The sequence below is a fragment of the Albidovulum aestuarii genome (assembly GCF_029961185.1).
In the GTDB taxonomy this organism is placed as follows: Bacteria; Pseudomonadota; Alphaproteobacteria; order Rhodobacterales; family Rhodobacteraceae; genus Albidovulum; species Albidovulum aestuarii.
This window is the reverse complement of the sequence record NZ_JASBQQ010000011.1, coordinates 1-17617: the sequence shown is the minus strand read 5'-3', so window position 1 is coordinate 17617 and position 17617 is coordinate 1. Positions and strand designations below refer to the sequence as shown.

Annotated in this window: 12 protein-coding genes; all 12 read left to right on the top strand. The window is 62.3% G+C overall.

The window, feature by feature from the left end; all coding sequences use genetic code 11:
• Positions 1 to 188: 188 nt before the first annotated feature.
• On the top strand, positions 189 to 4322 hold the full coding sequence (gene rpoB / locus QKW60_RS19060; protein WP_282371214.1) for a DNA-directed RNA polymerase subunit beta: 4134 nt from the start codon (positions 189 to 191) through the stop codon (positions 4320 to 4322).
• Positions 4323 to 4370: 48 nt separating this feature from the next.
• Complete coding sequence (gene rpoC, locus QKW60_RS19055) at positions 4371 to 8624, top strand: DNA-directed RNA polymerase subunit beta' (RefSeq protein ID WP_282371066.1); 4254 nt, start codon at positions 4371 to 4373, stop codon at positions 8622 to 8624.
• A gap of 164 nt (positions 8625 to 8788) precedes the next feature.
• Positions 8789 to 9610 carry a glycosyltransferase gene (locus tag QKW60_RS19050; protein ID WP_282371065.1) on the top strand — a complete coding sequence of 274 codons (822 nt, stop codon included), beginning with the start codon at positions 8789 to 8791 and terminating at the stop codon, positions 9608 to 9610.
• A complete protein-coding gene (locus tag QKW60_RS19045; RefSeq protein ID WP_282371064.1) occupies positions 9607 to 10515 on the top strand; it encodes a DMT family transporter in 909 nt (302 codons plus the stop codon). Before QKW60_RS19050 ends, QKW60_RS19045 begins: the two co-directional genes overlap by 4 nt.
• A gap of 97 nt (positions 10516 to 10612) precedes the next feature.
• Positions 10613 to 11347, top strand: coding sequence for a glycosyltransferase family 2 protein (locus QKW60_RS19040; RefSeq protein WP_282371062.1), 735 nt, complete (start codon positions 10613 to 10615; stop codon positions 11345 to 11347).
• 3 nt (positions 11348 to 11350) lie between these two features.
• Positions 11351 to 11656 carry a lipid-A-disaccharide synthase N-terminal domain-containing protein gene (locus tag QKW60_RS19035; RefSeq protein WP_282371060.1) on the top strand — a complete coding sequence of 102 codons (306 nt, stop codon included), beginning with the start codon at positions 11351 to 11353 and terminating at the stop codon, positions 11654 to 11656.
• Positions 11649 to 13079 carry an ArnT family glycosyltransferase gene (locus QKW60_RS19030; protein ID WP_282371058.1) on the top strand — a complete coding sequence of 477 codons (1431 nt, stop codon included), beginning with the start codon at positions 11649 to 11651 and terminating at the stop codon, positions 13077 to 13079. The genes QKW60_RS19035 and QKW60_RS19030 overlap by 8 nt, the downstream gene beginning before the upstream one ends.
• Complete coding sequence (locus QKW60_RS19025) at positions 13066 to 13761, top strand: phosphatase PAP2 family protein (RefSeq protein WP_282371056.1); 696 nt, start codon at positions 13066 to 13068, stop codon at positions 13759 to 13761. The genes QKW60_RS19030 and QKW60_RS19025 overlap by 14 nt, the downstream gene beginning before the upstream one ends.
• 269 nt (positions 13762 to 14030) lie before the next feature.
• A complete protein-coding gene (gene rpsL / locus QKW60_RS19020) occupies positions 14031 to 14402 on the top strand; it encodes a 30S ribosomal protein S12 (RefSeq protein WP_108855081.1) in 372 nt (123 codons plus the stop codon).
• A gap of 12 nt (positions 14403 to 14414) precedes the next feature.
• Positions 14415 to 14885, top strand: a complete 471-nt coding sequence (rpsG, locus tag QKW60_RS19015) for a 30S ribosomal protein S7 (protein ID WP_282371054.1) — start codon at positions 14415 to 14417, stop codon at positions 14883 to 14885.
• 18 nt (positions 14886 to 14903) lie between these two features.
• Positions 14904 to 17027 (top strand): elongation factor G, encoded by a 2124-nt coding sequence (gene fusA, locus QKW60_RS19010; RefSeq protein WP_282371053.1) that lies wholly within the window; start codon positions 14904 to 14906, stop codon positions 17025 to 17027.
• Positions 17028 to 17108: 81 nt separating this feature from the next.
• Positions 17109 to 17617: GTP-binding protein (locus QKW60_RS19005; protein ID WP_282371052.1), on the top strand; the 509-nt coding region annotated here is incomplete at its 3' end.

Below are 17617 nucleotides of genomic sequence, written 5' to 3'. Positions count from 1 at the left end.
CCTGTCTTGGAAGGGGCTTTCGTTGCCCTGAGGTAAAGGATGCCCCTTCCAAGGCGAGGTTAACGGTTCGGGAGCTTTCCGGTGGGACGGAGGGCATGAATTGAACCGGCCCCCTTCATTCGCAAGCGGCGTGGTCCCGTGTCCCCGACGGTACCGCACCCGCGAAGAGACGAAAGGTGACGACGAGCATGGCGCAAGCGACCGTTGGCCAGAAGCGTATCCGCAGATACTTCGGCAAAATCCGCGAAGTCCTAGAGATGCCGAACCTCATCGAGGTTCAGAAATCTTCCTATGACCTCTTTCTGAAATCCGGCGACCAGCCGCAGCCGCTTGACGGCGAGGGCATCAAAGGGGTCTTCCAGTCGGTTTTCCCGATCAAGGATTTCAACGAGAACGCCATTCTGGAGTTCGTGAAATACGAACTTGAGAAGCCGAAATACGATGTCGAGGAATGCCAGACCCGCGACATGACCTATGCGGCGCCCCTGAAGGTGACGCTGCGCCTGATCGTCTTTGATGTCGATGAGGATACCGGCGCGAAGTCCGTGAAGGACATCAAGGAACAGGACGTCTATATGGGCGACATGCCCCTGATGACGCCCAACGGCACCTTCATCGTCAACGGCACCGAGCGCGTCATCGTTTCCCAGATGCACCGTTCGCCCGGCGTCTTCTTCGATCATGACAAGGGCAAGACCCATTCCTCGGGCAAGCTTCTCTTCGCCTGCCGGATCATTCCCTACCGCGGCTCCTGGCTCGACTTCGAGTTTGACGCCAAGGACATCGTCTTTGCCCGCATCGACCGCCGCCGGAAGCTGCCGGTGACGACGCTGCTTTATGCGCTTGGCCTCGACCAGGAAGGCATCATGGATGCCTATTACAACACGGTCGATTTCAAGCTGAAGAAGAACAAGGGCTGGGTGACCCGGTTCTTCCCCGAGCGCGTGCGCGGCACGCGTCCGACCTATGACCTCGTGGATGCGGCCACGGGCGAAGTGATCTGCAAGGCGGGCGAGAAGGCCACGCCGCGCATGGTCAAGAAATGGATCGACGAGGGCAAGATCACGGAGCTTCTGGTGCCCTTCGACCATATCCTCGGCCGTTTCGTCGCCAAGGACATCATCAACGAGGACACCGGCGCGATCTACGTCGAGGCCGGCGACGAGCTGACCCAGACCATCGACAAGGATGGCGAGATCTCCGGCGGCACGCTGAAGGTGCTGCTGGATAACGGCATCACCTCGATCCCGATCCTCGACATCGATAACGTCAATGTCGGCCCCTACATCCGCAATACGATGGCGGCGGACAAGAACATGAACCGCGATACCGCGCTCATGGATATCTACCGCGTCATGCGTCCGGGCGAGCCGCCCACGGTCGAGGCCGCCTCGGCGCTCTTCGACACGCTCTTCTTCGACAAGGAGCGTTATGACCTTTCCGCCGTTGGCCGGGTCAAGATGAACATGCGGCTCGACCTCGACCGGCCCGATACCCAGCGCACGCTGGACCGGGGCGATATCACCTCGTGCATCAAGGCGCTGGTGGAACTGCGCGACGGCAAGGGCGAAATCGACGATATCGACCATCTCGGCAACCGCCGGGTGCGTTCGGTCGGCGAGTTGATGGAGAACCAGTACCGCGTCGGCCTTCTGCGCATGGAGCGCGCGATCAAGGAGCGTATGTCCTCGGTCGAGATCGACACGGTGATGCCGCAGGACCTGATCAACGCAAAACCGGCCGCGGCCGCGGTGCGCGAATTCTTCGGCTCCTCGCAGCTCTCGCAGTTCATGGACCAGACCAACCCGCTGTCGGAAGTCACCCACAAGCGCCGTCTCTCGGCGCTTGGGCCGGGCGGTCTGACGCGCGAACGCGCAGGCTTCGAGGTCCGCGACGTTCACCCGACCCACTATGGCCGGATGTGCCCCATTGAAACACCGGAAGGCCCGAATATCGGCCTGATCAACTCGCTGGCGACATTCGCCCGCGTCAATAAGTACGGCTTCATCGAGACCCCCTACCGCAAGGTGAAGGACGGTCAGGTGACGGACGAAGTGCAGTACATGTCCGCCACCGAAGAGATGCGCCACACGGTCGCGCAGGCCAACGCGCAGCTTGATGAGAACGGCAAGTTCAAAAATGACCTCGTCTCGACCCGTCAGTCGGGCGAATTCATGCTGAATCCGCCCGATGTGGTCGACCTGATCGACGTCAGCCCGAAACAGCTGGTTTCGGTCGCGGCCTCGCTGATCCCGTTCCTTGAGAACGACGACGCGAACCGCGCGCTGATGGGCTCGAACATGCAACGTCAGGCCGTGCCGCTTCTGCAGGCGGATGCGCCTTTCGTCGGCACGGGGATCGAGGCCGTCGTGGCCGAGGATTCGGGTGCGGCGATCATGGCCAAGCGCGGCGGCATCATCGACCAGGTCGATGCGACCCGTATCGTTGTGCGTGCGACCGAGGATCTTGAGGTCGGCGATGCCGGCGTCGATATCTACCGTCTGCGCAAGTTCCAGCGGTCGAACCAGAACACCTGCATCAACCAGCGTCCGCTGGTGAAGGTGGGTGACAAGGTCACCAAGAACGAGGTCATCGCCGATGGCCCGTCGACGGATATGGGGGAACTGGCGCTCGGCAAGAACGTCATCGTCGCCTTCATGCCGTGGAACGGTTACAACTACGAGGACTCAATCCTGATCTCCGAGCGCATCGTGCGCGACGACGTCTTCACCTCGATCCATATCGAGGAATACGAAGTCGCCGCCCGTGACACCAAGCTCGGGCCTGAAGAGATCACCCGCGATATTCCGAACGTCGGCGAGGAAGCGCTTCGCAACCTCGACGAGGCGGGCATCGTCTATATCGGCGCCGAAGTGGGGCCGGCCGATATCCTCGTGGGCAAAATCACACCGAAGGGCGAAAGCCCGATGACGCCGGAAGAAAAGCTTCTGCGCGCCATCTTCGGTGAAAAGGCCTCGGACGTGCGCGACACCTCGCTGCGTCTGCCGCCGGGCGATTTTGGTACCGTCGTGGAAGTGCGGGTCTTCAACCGTCACGGTGTGGACAAGGACGAACGCGCGCTGCAGATCGAGCGTGAGGAAGTCGAACGTCTGGCGCGTGACCGCGACGACGAACAGGCGATCCTTGAGCGCAACATCTATGCGCGTCTGAAGTCCATGATCCTCGGCAAGACGGCCGTCAAAGGCCCGAAAGGCATCAAGCCGAACGCCAAGATCGACGAGGAACTGCTGGAGAGCCTGTCGCGCGGCCAGTGGTGGCAACTTGCCCTCGGCGAAGAGGCAGATGCCCAGAACGTCGAGGCCCTCAACGCCCAGTTCGAGGCGCAGAAACGCGCCCTTGAGCACCGGTTCGAGGACAAGGTCGAGAAGGTCCGTCGTGGCGACGATCTGCCGCCGGGCGTCATGAAGATGGTCAAGGTTTTCGTCGCGGTGAAGCGCAAGCTGCAGCCGGGCGACAAGATGGCCGGCCGTCACGGCAACAAGGGTGTCGTCTCCAAAGTCGTTCCGATGGAGGATATGCCCTTCCTTGGCGACGGGACCCCGGTCGACATGGTGCTGAATCCCTTGGGCGTGCCGAGCCGGATGAACGTCGGTCAGATCCTTGAAACCCATATGGGGTGGGCGGCGCGTTCGCTCGGTCTGAAGATCGACGAGGCGTTGCAGGACTATCGCCGCACCGGCGACATGACCCCTGTCCGCGACGCGCTGCGGATCGGTTACGGCGACGAGGCCTATGACGAGGCTTTCGCCGCGCTCGACGAGGACACGCTTCTGGAGCGGGCCGGGACGGTCACACGCGGTGTGCCGATCGCGACGCCGGTCTTCGACGGCGCCAAGGAAGCAGACGTCAATGACGCGCTGACGCGCGCGGGCTTTGACCAGTCTGGCCAGTCGGACCTCTTCGACGGCCGCACCGGTGAAAAGTTCGCCCGGAAGGTCACCGTGGGTGTGAAGTATCTTCTCAAGCTTCACCACCTTGTCGATGACAAGATCCACGCGCGTTCGACCGGGCCCTACAGCCTCGTCACGCAGCAGCCTCTGGGCGGTAAGGCCCAGTTCGGCGGCCAGCGTTTCGGGGAAATGGAGGTCTGGGCGCTGGAAGCTTACGGCGCCGCCTACACCCTGCAGGAGATGCTGACCGTCAAGTCGGACGACGTGGCGGGCCGGACAAAAGTCTACGAAAGCATCGTCAAGGGCGAGGACAATTTCGAAGCCGGCGTGCCGGAATCGTTCAACGTTCTCGTCAAGGAAGTGCGGGGCCTCGGCCTTAACATGGAACTCCTGGATGCGGAGGAGGAGTGAGGGCGTTCGCGCCCCCGCTTACCCATCCCCTGATATGAAGGACGCAAGATGAACCAGGAACTCTCAACCAACCCGTTCAACCCGCTGACCCCGCCGAAGCAGTTCGACGAGATCAAGATCTCGCTCGCTTCGCCCGAGCGAATCCTGTCGTGGTCTTTCGGTGAGATCAAAAAGCCCGAGACCATCAACTACCGGACGTTCAAGCCGGAGCGCGACGGTCTCTTCTGTGCCCGTATCTTCGGGCCGATCAAAGACTACGAATGCCTCTGCGGCAAGTACAAGCGCATGAAGTATCGCGGCGTCGTCTGCGAGAAATGCGGTGTCGAAGTGACGCTCCAGAAGGTGCGGCGCGAGCGGATGGGTCACATCGAACTGGCCGCCCCCGTTGCCCACATCTGGTTCCTGAAGTCGCTGCCGAGCCGCATCGGCCTCATGCTCGACATGACGCTGCGCGATCTTGAGCGCATTCTCTATTTCGAAAACTACGTCGTGATCGAGCCGGGTCTGACCGACCTTTCCTACGGTCAGCTTCTGACCGAAGAAGAGTATCTTGACGCGCAGGACCAGTATGGCGCCGACGCCTTCACCGCCAATATCGGCGCGGAAGCGATCCGCGAAATGCTGGCCGCGATCGACCTTGAGGCGACCGCCGAGCAGCTTCGCGAGGAGCTGAAGGAAGCGACCGGGGAACTGAAGCCGAAGAAGATCATCAAGCGGCTGAAGATCGTCGAGAACTTCATCGAATCCGGCAACCGCCCGGAATGGATGGTGCTGACCGTCGTTCCGGTCATCCCGCCGGAACTGCGCCCGCTGGTGCCCTTGGATGGTGGCCGCTTCGCGACCTCGGACCTGAACGACCTCTATCGCCGGGTCATCAACCGGAACAACCGTCTGAAGCGGTTGATTGAACTGCGCGCGCCCGACATCATCGTCCGCAACGAAAAGCGGATGCTGCAGGAATCGGTCGACGCCCTCTTCGACAACGGCCGTCGCGGTCGCGTCATCACGGGCGCCAACAAGCGTCCGCTGAAGTCGCTTTCCGACATGCTGAAGGGCAAGCAGGGCCGCTTCCGCCAGAACCTTCTGGGTAAGCGCGTCGACTTCTCGGGCCGTTCGGTGATCGTGACCGGCCCGGAACTGAAGCTGCATCAGTGTGGTCTGCCGAAGAAGATGGCCTTGGAACTCTTCAAGCCGTTCATCTATTCGCGGCTTGAGGCGAAGGGCCTGTCCTCGACCGTCAAGCAGGCGAAGAAGCTCGTCGAGAAGGAGCGTCCGGAAGTGTGGGATATCCTCGACGAGGTGATCCGCGAACACCCGGTCCTTCTGAACCGCGCGCCGACGCTGCACCGTCTGGGCATCCAGGCGTTCGAGCCGGTCCTGATCGAAGGCAAGGCGATCCAGCTGCACCCGCTCGTCTGCTCGGCCTTCAACGCCGATTTCGACGGTGACCAGATGGCCGTTCACGTGCCGTTGTCGCTGGAAGCGCAGCTGGAAGCGCGCGTCCTGATGATGTCGACGAACAACGTTCTGTCGCCCGCCAACGGCGCGCCGATCATTGTTCCGTCGCAGGACATGGTTCTGGGTCTCTACTACGTGTCGATGATGCGCGAAGGGATGCAGGGCGAAGGCATGGTCTTTGCTTCGGTCGATGAAGTTCAGCACGCGCTCGACGCGGGTGCGGTGCATATGCACGCCAAAATCACGGCGCGCATTCCCCAGATCGACGAGGAAGGTAATGAGGTTCTGAAGCGGTTCGAAACCACGCCGGGCCGCGTGCGGCTGGGTGCACTTCTGCCGCGGAACACCAAGGCGCCGTTCGACCTGGTAAACCGTCTTCTGCGTAAGAAGGATGTGCAGAACGTCATCGACACCGTCTACCGCTTCTGCGGCCAGAAAGAGTCGGTCATCTTCTGCGACCAGATCATGGGCATGGGCTTCCGCGAAGCCTTCAAGGCGGGCATCTCCTTCGGCAAGGATGACATGGTCATCCCGGATTCGAAGTGGACGATCGTCAACGAGGTCCGCGATCAGGTGAAGGAATTCGAACAGCAGTATATGGACGGCCTGATCACCCAGGGTGAGAAGTACAACAAGGTCGTCGATGCCTGGTCGAAATGTTCTGACGCCGTCGCGAACGCGATGATGGGCGAAATCTCGGCCGTGCGCAAAGACGATGCCGGCGCCGAGAAAGAGCCGAACTCTGTCTACATGATGTCGCATTCCGGTGCGCGGGGTTCGCCCGCGCAGATGAAGCAGCTTGGCGGTATGCGCGGCCTGATGGCCAAGCCGTCGGGCGAGATCATCGAAACGCCGATCATCTCGAACTTCAAGGAAGGTCTGACCGTTCTTGAATACTTCAACTCGACCCACGGTGCCCGGAAGGGTCTGGCCGATACCGCGCTGAAAACCGCGAACTCGGGCTACCTGACCCGCCGTCTCGTCGACGTGGCGCAGGATTGCATCGTGCGGATGCCGGATTGCGGCACCGACCGGGCGATCACGGCCTCTGCCGCCGTCAATGACGGGGAAGTCGTCTCGCCGCTGAGCGAGCGCATCCTTGGTCGGACCTCGGCCGATGACGTGCTGGTTCCGGGTTCGGATGAGGTGATCGTCCGCGCGGGCGAGCTGATCGACGAACGCAAGGCGGACGCGGTGGAAGCCGCGGGCGTCGCGTCTGTCCGTATCCGCTCGGCCCTGACCTGCGAGGCAGAGGACGGCATCTGCGCGGCCTGCTACGGTCGTGACCTTGCACGTGGTACCCAGGTCAATATCGGCGAAGCGGTCGGCATCATCGCCGCCCAGTCGATCGGCGAACCTGGCACTCAGCTGACGATGCGGACCTTCCACATCGGTGGCATCGCACAAGGTGGTCAGCAGTCCTTCCAGGAAGCGAGCCAGGAGGGCAAGGTTGAGTTCCGCAACGCGATGCTTCTGGAAAACGCCAATGGCGAGAATATCGTCATGGGCCGCTCCATGCAGATCGCCATCATCGACGAGAACGGACAGGAACGGGCCGCCCACAAGGTCAGCTACGGTGCGAAGATCCACGTCAAGGACGGTCAGACTGTCAAGCGTGGCGCCAAGCTGTTTGAGTGGGACCCCTATACCCTGCCGATCATCGCCGAAAAAGCGGGTGTGGCGAAGTTCGTCGATCTCGTCTCGGGCATCTCGGTGCGCGATGATACCGACGAAGCGACGGGTATGACCCAGAAGATCGTGACCGACTGGCGCACCGCGCCCAAGGGCAGCGATCTGAAGCCGGAGATCATCGTCATGGATCCGGCGACAGGCGAACCGATGCGCAGCGATGCGGGCAATCCGGTGACGTACCAGATGTCGGTCGATGCCATTCTATCGATCGAGGACGGGCAGGACATCAAGGCCGGTGACGTGGTGGCGCGTATCCCGCGCGAAGGTGCCAAAACGAAGGACATCACCGGGGGTCTTCCCCGCGTGGCCGAGCTTTTCGAAGCGCGCCGTCCGAAGGACCACGCCATCATCGCCGAGATCGAGGGCTATGTCCGCTTCGGCAAGGACTACAAGAACAAGCGTCGTATCACGATCGAGCCGATCGACGAGTCCTTGCAGCCGGTCGAATACATGGTGCCGAAGGGCAAGCACATTCCGGTTCAGGAAGGTGACCATGTCCAGAAGGGCGACTATATCATGGATGGCAACCCGGCACCGCATGACATCCTGCGCATCATGGGGATCGAGGCTTTGGCCGACTACCTCATCGACGAGGTGCAGGACGTCTATCGGCTTCAGGGCGTGAAGATCAACGACAAGCATATCGAGGTGATCGTCCGCCAGATGCTGCAGAAGATCGAAATTCTCGACAGCGGGGATTCGACGCTTCTGAAGGGCGAGCACATCGACAAGTCGGAGTTCGACGAAGAGAACGACAAGGTCATCGCGCGCGGCGGCACCCCCGCCACGGGCGAGCCGGTGCTGCTTGGTATCACCAAGGCCTCGCTCCAGACCCGGTCGTTCATCTCGGCGGCGTCGTTCCAGGAAACCACGCGGGTCCTGACCGAGGCTTCGGTTCAGGGCAAGCGCGACCGTCTGGTCGGCCTGAAGGAAAACGTCATCGTCGGCCGCCTGATCCCGGCCGGTACCGGTGGCGCGACCATGCGCGTGCGCAAGATCGCCCATGACCGCGACCAGTCGGTCATCGAGCAGCGCAAGGCCGAGGCTGAGCAGGCCGCACAGCTTGCCGCGCCCAGCGAAGAGGTGCTGGACGACGTGATCGACATGGATATCGACAGCGGTCTGGTGGAAACCTACGAAAGCCGCGACTGACGGTCTGCGTGCCTGACTGAAAAACGGCCCTCCGCCATTGGCGGGGGGCTTTTTTGTGGGCGATTGACAACCAGGTAGGGCAACCACATCCTGCCCCCGCCGGAACCTACCTCGGCGGAAGACCCGGCACGGAAAGGTAAACCTTGCGAATTCAGGTCCTTGGAATGTGCCGCTTTTCGCTTCTCGTGACCAACGGGTTTCAGAAGCCGTCGCAGGATTTCGAAGAGCGCCGACGCGAGCTTTACGATCCGCTGCGCCTGACGACCCGGATGGCATGGTTCGAACATGTGTTCATGCCGTCGATCCGGGCGCAGAGCGATCCTGACTTTCACCTCGTGGTCGCAACGGGTGAGGATTACCCCGAGCCATGGCGCGGTCATCTGCAACAGATTGTCGCGGATGTGCCGCAGTTCGAGCTTCTGTTCCTGCCGCCCGGGCGCCTGCGCGAGGTTTCGCGCCAGGTGATGCTGGACCGGATCGACAAGAGCGCCGATATCGTCGCCCAGTTCAGGCTCGACGATGACGACGCCGTCGCCACCGATTACGTCCGGCGCGTGCGGTCGGATTTCGAGGCCCTCGCCGCACCTGCCTTTGCCTTTCAGCCGCTCGTCGCGCTCGATCACTGCAAGGGGCTGGCGCTGAACGGAACCGGCGAAGAGGTCAGCGTGCATAAGGTGACGGCGTCCTGCTGGACCCCGGCGCTGACACTTTTCATGCCGCCGGATCACGATAAATCGGTTTTCGATTACCCGCATCATCTGGTCTATCGCCACATGACAACGCTCAGCCTTCAGGATCAGATCATGTTCGTGCGCGGCGTTCACGGGTGGAACGACAGCACCGTGACCAGTCGAAACTTCGCTGACCCGATGGAACCCGGCCCGGCGCGCTATACCCTGCGCCGCCGTTTCGGCATTGAGCCCGACAGACTTGCAGGAGCGCTGAAGGTGGCATCAATGGCCGCGCGGGATCAGGGGCAGGCATGATCGCGAACGAAAACCTGCGCGGGGCGCTCTATATGAGCCTCGCCATGGCGGCCTTCACGATCAACGACAGCTGCATGAAGGCGGTGACGGCGGAACTGCCGCTGGCGCAGGCGATCGTTTTGCGCGGCGCGCTCGCGGTTCTGGCGCTTGTCGTGATCGGTATGCGGCAGGGTCGGTTGCGATTTCGGTTCCCGCCGGGGGACGGCCGACTGCTGATCATGCGATCTTTCGCCGAGGTGGCGGCGACGCTGACTTTTCTGGCCGCGCTCAGGCATATGCCGCTGGCTAATCTCTCGGCCATCATGCAGGCGCTGCCGCTGGCCGTCACTCTGGCCGCCGCCGTTGCGTTGAGGGCGCCGGTTGGCTGGCGCCGGATGGCCGCGATCGGCATCGGCTTTGCCGGGGTCTTGTTGATCGTACGGCCCGGCACCGAAGGATTTGACCGCTGGGCGCTTGTCGGGCTGGCTTCGGTCGGATTTGTCGTCATACGCGACCTCTCCACCCGCCGCCTGTCGGCGGAGGTGCCATCGATCAGCGTCGCCTTCCTTGCCGGCGCCTCGGTCACCGTTGCGGCCGCCTGTCTCCTGCCGTTCGCCGGCTGGGCACCGGTCCGGCCGGGCATCGCGGTGCTCATCGGCACGGCCGCTGCGTTCCTGATCCTGGGATATCTGCTCATCGTGATGGCGATGCGGGTTGGGGAGGTCGCGGTCGTCGCGCCGTTCCGCTACACCGCGCTGGTCTTCGCGATCACGCTGGGTTGGGCCGCGTTCGGTGAACTGCCGGACATGCTCACCCTTGTGGGTGCGGGCATCATCATTGCCACCGGCATCTACACCTTCCACCGCGAACGCCGACTTGGTCAGGTGGTCGCGACACCCGCAACGCCACCCCTGCGGCTGCGCTGACCGTATCCCGCGCGCACATTTACAATCGCGGCCCGGTGCAGTACGACCGCCAGACGCAGACCAGATACATTGACACAAGCCGACTTCCGGGGCGCTCATGGTTACGGTTTCCATCGTCATTCCCGCGAAGAACGAGGCGGAGAATATCGAGACGCTGCTCGACGGGATCGACGCGGCCTGTGCGGCGCATGGGGACTACGAAGTCATCGTCGTCGATGACGGGTCCGAGGATGACACCGCCGGGGTCGTGACCCGCCGCATGGACAGCCATCCGAATCTCCGGCTGCTTCGCCATGACCGGTCGGGTGGGCAGAGTGCTGCGGTCCACAGCGGCGTTCTCGCGGCCAGCGGGTCGATTGTCTGTACGCTCGACGGCGACGGACAGAACCCGCCCGAGGAACTGCCGAAACTTTTCGCGCCGCTTCTGGCCGAGGGGTCCGAGGCGATCGGTATCGTGGCCGGACAGCGGGTCGGGCGGCAGGATACGATGTCAAAGAAACTGGCCTCGCGTTTTGCCAATGCAATCCGGTCCTGGGCGCTGAAGGACGGTACCCGCGATACCGGCTGCGGGCTCAAGGCATTCCGTCGCGACGGTTTCCTGCGTCTGCCGTTCTTCAACCACATGCACCGCTACCTTCCGGCGCTCTTTACACGTGACGGCTGGCAGGTCGCGCATGTCGATGTTTCGCATCGCCCGCGTGGGGCAGGGCGGTCGAACTATTCCAATCTCCAGCGCGGTTTTGTCGGCATGATCGACCTCGTCGGCGTGATGTGGCTTTTGCGTCGCCGCAAACAGTCGCGCCCGACCGAGCCCGGGGCGAAGAAGGGCTGAGGCATGGACAAGGTGTTCGCCGTCCTCCATGTCGACGGCTGGCTTGAGTTCTGGTGGGTGGCCTTCGGGCTTTTCGGCCAACTGATGTTCACCGGTCGGTTCCTTGTCCAGTGGATCGCGTCGGAACGGGCGAGGAAATCCGTCGTGCCCTTGTCCTTCTGGTACCTGTCGATGGCGGGTGGGCTGATCCTGCTGACTTACGCGATTTACCGTCGCGACGTCGTCTTCATCCTCGGTCAGTCAACGGGTGTCTTCATCTATGCCCGCAACCTCCGACTTATCTACAAAGACCGTCGGGCCAATGGCTGATCGCGCGGACTGGTTGCCGCGCGCGGCCCTCGTGGTCGGCGCGGTCACGCTCGCGCGGCTCGTGGCGCTGTGGTTCAACAAGACCGACCTGTTCGTCGATGAAAGCCAGTACTGGCTCTGGGGTGAACGGCTGGATTTCGGCTATTACTCCAAGCCGCCGCTGATCGCCTGGGTGATCCGGGCCGTGACGGAACTCGCAGGCAGCGATGCACCGTTCTGGGTGCGCCTGCCCGGCGCGATCTTCCACGGGGCGACGGCGCTGATCCTCGGGGCGGTCTCGGCGCGCCTCTTCTCGGGGCGCGCGGCGTTCTGGACCGCGATCACCTATGCGACACTGCCGATGGTGGCGCTCGGCAGCGTGCTCATCTCGACCGATACGATCATGGCGCCATTCTTCGCGACAGCACTGCTGTTCCATATCCGGGCGGCCGAAACGGGACGGGTAGTGTTCGCAGCAGTGGCGGGGTTTTGCCTCGGCCTTGCATTTCTGGCCAAATACGCGGCGGTCTATTTCCTGATCGGTGTGGCGCTGGCGGCGGTTTTCGTTCCGGCGTTGCGCCCGGGCTTGCGGGTCTGGGCCACGATGTTGATCGCTTTCGTCGTTGCGATCCTGCCGAATGTGCTCTGGAACCTGTCGAACGACCTTACGACCGTTGCGCATACGGTGGATAATGCAGGCTGGGTGCAGCATGCGTCATGGTTCGCCAATCTCAATCCCTCCGGTCTGGCCGAGTTCTTTTTCAGCCAGTTCGCGGTTGTCGGTCCGGTTATCTTTGCGGCACTGCTGTTCGGCTATGTCCGCCCCGGATCGGTTGAGGGCCGGGGGCTCGCCCTTTTCTCGCTGCCCGTGGTGGTAATCGTCTGCGTTCAGGCCTTCCTTGCACAAGCCTATGCCAATTGGGGCGTCGCCGCCTATTTCGCCGGTACGGTTCTCGCCGTGGCGGTGCTTCTGGATCGTGCGCCGCGCCTCTTGCCGTGGTCGCTCGCCATCAACGGTGCGCTGTCGGTGCTGTTGCCGGTCCTGACGGTGATCGCGCCCGTCCCCGAACGCGGAGGCGAGCCGCTGCTGGCCCGCTATCTGGGCCGTGTCGATCTGAGCCGTCAGATCATCGACGCAGCGGGTGTGGCGGGGGCCACATCTATCGTTGCAGGCGACCGCGACATCCTTGCGGACCTCTTTCATACCGGGAAAGGTTCAGGGCTGACCTTCTATGCTCCCACGCCGAAGGACCGCCCGCGCAGCTACTATGAGCAGACCTTCCCCTTGCCCGCAGACGCGGCCGGGGTGCTTCTGGTCGCGGGCGACGCGCCTGCCTGCGCAGGTGCGCCTGTGGCGGAGTTCGACACCGGAAACGGGGCCCATGCGGGGCTTGCGCTGCGGGCCTGGCTTCTGCCCAAAGGGTGCCGAGATGCCGGGAATTGATCACCGCAAGGCAGCCATCCGGCTTGCCGTCGCCTTCCTCGTGGCGGTCGCTGTCTTTGCCATCTGGCCGGGGCTCGACCTTGCAGTGTCGGCGGCGTTCTACCGCGAAGGCGAGGGATTCTGGCTGGGTCGGCTGGACTCTGTTCAGGCGCTGCGGCACTTCATCTGGAACCTGTCGATCGCTGCCGTTCTGCTGTCGCTCGCCGCTCTCGGCCTCGCCGCGATCCGGCGGCCGCTGCCCGGCTTCGGCGCGCGCCCGGCGGGGTTCGTCTTCCTGCTTTATCTACTCGGCCCCGTACTTTTGGTAAACGCGGTGCTGAAGAACCACTGGGGCCGGGCGCGGCCGGCCGATACGACGGAGTTCGGCGGGACACTCACGTTCACGCCCCCCTGGCTGCCGTCAGATCAATGCGCATCCAATTGCTCTTTCGTGTCCGGCGAAGGGTCGGCGGCGGTCGCACTCGCGATCACCTTCCTGCTCCTCGTACCGCTTCTGCGGCGCGTGCTGTCCGACCTCCTGTTCCGTGCTTGTGTAGCAGTGGCGGTATTTCTGCCCGCAGCGGGCCTCGCGCTGCGCGTCATGACCGGGCGGCATTTCCTGTCCGACACCGTCTTTGCCGTGCTTTTTGTGCTCGCCATTGCTTTGGGACTGCACCGCTGGCTTTTGACGGAACGACGCTGAGCGCCCCTTGTTGACAACCCCCGCGACTCCCCCTATACGGCGCCCACTCGGCCACGGGTGTACTGCGCGTGGGCGTGTATCAGAACTGAAGTGGTCATGATCCGGGCCGCATAGCCCCGATCCTCTGGAATTCCACCGCGTCGCCCCGCGAAGGGACGATTGCGGTTTTGGTGTTTTGCGGACGCGCAGGGCACGACTTGTGAGAAAAGCCCCCGGAAACGTCGCTGACGGGCGATCGTTGATCGGGCTGCAAACAAAGGCGAGAGTTAATGCCGACGATCCAACAGCTGATCCGGAAGCCCCGGGAAGCAAAGCCGCAGAAGTCCAAGTCCCAGCACCTGGAATCCTGCCCGCAGAAGCGCGGTGTCTGCACCCGCGTCTACACCACGACGCCGAAGAAGCCGAACTCGGCTATGCGTAAGGTGGCCAAGGTCCGCCTGACCAACGGCTACGAGGTGATCAGCTATATCCCCGGCGAAAAGCACAACCTTCAGGAACACTCCGTTGTCCTGATCCGCGGCGGCCGGGTGAAAGACCTTCCGGGCGTCCGTTACCACATCCTGCGCGGTGTCCTCGATACCCAGGGTGTTAAAGATCGTCGTCAGCGCCGCTCGAAATACGGCGCGAAGCGTCCGAAATAAGGAGATCACCAGATGTCTCGTCGTCACGCCGCCGAAAAGCGCGAAGTTCTGCCTGACGCCAAATATGGCGATAAGGTTCTGACCAAATTCATGAACAACCTGATGGTCGACGGCAAGAAATCCGTCGCCGAGCGGATCGTCTACAACGCGCTTGAGCGCGTCGAAGGCAAGCTGAAGCGTCAGCCGATCGAATGCTTCCACGAAGCGCTCGACAACGTGAAGCCCTCGCTCGAAGTGCGCTCGCGCCGCGTTGGCGGTGCGACCTATCAGGTGCCGGTCGAGGTCCGCCCCGAGCGCCGCGAAGCGCTGGCGATCCGCTGGCTCATCACCGCCGCGAAAAACCGCAACGAAAACACGATGGAAGAGCGTCTGGCCGGTGAGCTTGCCGACGCCGTCAACGGTCGTGGCACTGCGGTGAAAAAGCGCGAAGACACCCACAAGATGGCCGACGCGAACAAAGCGTTCAGCCATTACCGCTGGTAAGCGGAAGGAAGGCGAAAGATGGCACGCGACTACCCTCTTCAGCGATACCGCAACATCGGTATCATGGCTCATATCGACGCGGGTAAAACCACGACGACCGAGCGGATCCTTTTCTATACCGGCAAGTCCCACAAGATCGGCGAAGTCCATGACGGCGCCGCGACCATGGACTGGATGGAGCAGGAGCAGGAGCGTGGCATCACGATCACCTCGGCTGCGACCACCACGTTCTGGCAGCGTCAGGAAGACCCGACCGCCGAAGGCACCTCGGACACCAAGTACCGGTTCAACATCATCGACACCCCGGGCCACGTCGACTTCACCATCGAAGTCGAGCGTTCGCTGGCGGTGCTCGACGGTGCGATCTGTCTTCTGGACGCCAACGCGGGCGTCGAGCCGCAGACCGAAACCGTCTGGCGTCAGGCCGACCGCTACAAGGTTCCGCGGATCGTCTTCGTCAACAAGATGGACAAGATCGGCGCGGACTTCTTCAAATGCGTGACGATGATCAAGGACCGCACCGGTGCGACCCCCGCCCCGATCGCCCTGCCAATCGGCGCCGAGGACAAGCTCGAAGGCATCGTCGATCTGATCAAGATGGAAGAATGGGTCTGGGAAGGTGAAGACCTCGGCGCAAGCTGGGTTCGCAAGCCGATCCGCGCCGATCTTCAGGAACTCGCCGAAGAATGGCGCGGCAAGCTGATCGAAGTCGCCGTCGAAATGGACGACGACGCGATGATGGCTTACCTCGAAGGCGAAGAGCCGGATGAGGCGACCCTGCGCAAGCTGATCCGCAAGGGCACGCTGTCCTTGTCCTTCGTTCCGGTGACCGCAGGCTCCGCGTTCAAGAACAAGGGCGTTCAGCCGCTTCTGAACTCGGTCATCGACTTCCTGCCGTCGCCGCTCGACGTTCCGGCCTATATGGGCTTCAAACCGGGCGATGAGACGGAAACCCGCGATCAGGCCCGTTCGGCTGACGACGCGCAGCCGTTCTCGGCGCTGGCGTTCAAGATCATGAACGACCCGTTTGTCGGCTCGCTCACCTTCACCCGTATCTATTCCGGCGTCCTCAAGAAGGGCGACCAGATCGTCAATACGACGAAGGGCAAGCGCGAGCGTATCGGCCGCATGATGATGATGCACTCGATCAACCGCGAGGAAATCGAAGAAGCCTTTGCAGGCGACATCATCGCGCTGGCGGGTCTGAAAGAAACCACCACGGGTGACACCCTGTCGGATGCCCAGAAGCAGGTGGTTCTGGAAACCATGACCTTCCCCGAGCCGGTGATCGAGATCGCGGTCGAGCCGAAAACCAAGGCTGACCAGGAAAAGATGGGCATCGCTCTCGCCCGTCTGGCCGCCGAAGACCCCTCCTTCCGCGTCGAGACCGACTTTGAGTCCGGTCAGACCATCATGAAGGGTATGGGCGAACTTCACCTCGACATCCTCGTTGACCGCATGAAGCGGGAATTCAAGGTCGAGGCGAATATCGGTGCGCCGCAGGTGGCTTATCGTGAAACCATCGGCCATGAGGCCGAGATCGACTACACCCACAAGAAGCAGTCCGGCGGTACCGGTCAGTTCGCGCGGGTGAAGATGATCATCTCGCCGACCGAACCGGGCGAGGGCTATTCCTTCGAAAGCCGGATCGTCGGTGGTGCGGTGCCGAAGGAATACATTCCGGGCGTCGAAAAGGGCATCAAGTCGGTCATGGACTCGGGTCCGCTCGCGGGCTTCCCGGTCATCGACTTCAAGGTGGCACTTGTTGACGGAGCGTTCCACGACGTCGACTCGTCGGTCCTCGCCTTCGAAATCGCGGCGCGTGCCGGGATGCGCGAAGGTCTGAAGAAGGCCGGTGCGAAGCTTCTCGAACCGATCATGAAGGTCGAGGTCGTGACGCCGGAGGAATATACCGGTGGCATCATCGGCGATCTCACGTCGCGTCGCGGCATGGTGCAGGGTCAGGACACGCGCGGCAATGCCAACGTGATCAACTGCATGGTGCCCCTGGCCAACATGTTCGGCTACATCAACAACCTGCGCTCGATGTCTTCGGGCCGCGCGGTGTTCACGATGCAGTTCGACCATTACGAGGCCGTGCCGCAGAACATCTCGGACGAGATCCAGAAGAAATACGCTTGATAACTCGGTGCGCCATCGCGGCGCACCCTACCACCCCGTAGGGCGCTAGGAAGCGCACCGAACCCAGAACAGGAGGCCATGATGGCAAAGGCAAAGTTTGAACGTAACAAACCGCACGTGAACATTGGCACGATCGGCCACGTTGACCACGGCAAGACGACGCTGACGGCTGCGATCACGAAGTATTTCGGCGATTTCAAGGCCTATGACCAGATTGACGCGGCGCCGGAAGAGAAGGCGCGGGGGATCACGATCTCGACCGCTCACGTGGAATATGAAACTGCGAACCGTCACTATGCCCACGTCGACTGCCCGGGCCACGCCGACTATGTGAAGAACATGATCACCGGTGCGGCGCAGATGGACGGCGCGATCCTCGTGGTGAACGCCGCTGACGGCCCGATGCCGCAGACGCGCGAGCACATCCTTCTCGGCCGTCAGGTCGGCATCCCCTACATGGTCGTCTACCTCAACAAGGTCGACCAGGTGGATGACGAAGAGCTTCTGGAACTGGTCGAGATGGAAGTGCGCGAGCTTCTGTCGTCCTACGAATATCCGGGCGACGACATTCCGATCATCAAGGGTTCGGC

Coding starts and splice junctions, on each gene's coding strand:
- rpoB (WP_282371214.1), top strand. CDS start 189: ATGGCGCAAGCGACCGTTGGCCAGAAGCGTATCCGCAGATACTTCGGC.
- rpoC (WP_282371066.1), top strand. CDS start 4,371: ATGAACCAGGAACTCTCAACCAACCCGTTCAACCCGCTGACCCCGCCG.
- QKW60_RS19050 (WP_282371065.1), top strand. CDS start 8,789: ATGTGCCGCTTTTCGCTTCTCGTGACCAACGGGTTTCAGAAGCCGTCG.
- QKW60_RS19045 (WP_282371064.1), top strand. CDS start 9,607: ATGATCGCGAACGAAAACCTGCGCGGGGCGCTCTATATGAGCCTCGCC.
- QKW60_RS19040 (WP_282371062.1), top strand. CDS start 10,613: ATGGTTACGGTTTCCATCGTCATTCCCGCGAAGAACGAGGCGGAGAAT.
- QKW60_RS19035 (WP_282371060.1), top strand. CDS start 11,351: ATGGACAAGGTGTTCGCCGTCCTCCATGTCGACGGCTGGCTTGAGTTC.
- QKW60_RS19030 (WP_282371058.1), top strand. CDS start 11,649: ATGGCTGATCGCGCGGACTGGTTGCCGCGCGCGGCCCTCGTGGTCGGC.
- QKW60_RS19025 (WP_282371056.1), top strand. CDS start 13,066: ATGCCGGGAATTGATCACCGCAAGGCAGCCATCCGGCTTGCCGTCGCC.
- rpsL (WP_108855081.1), top strand. CDS start 14,031: ATGCCGACGATCCAACAGCTGATCCGGAAGCCCCGGGAAGCAAAGCCG.
- rpsG (WP_282371054.1), top strand. CDS start 14,415: ATGTCTCGTCGTCACGCCGCCGAAAAGCGCGAAGTTCTGCCTGACGCC.
- fusA (WP_282371053.1), top strand. CDS start 14,904: ATGGCACGCGACTACCCTCTTCAGCGATACCGCAACATCGGTATCATG.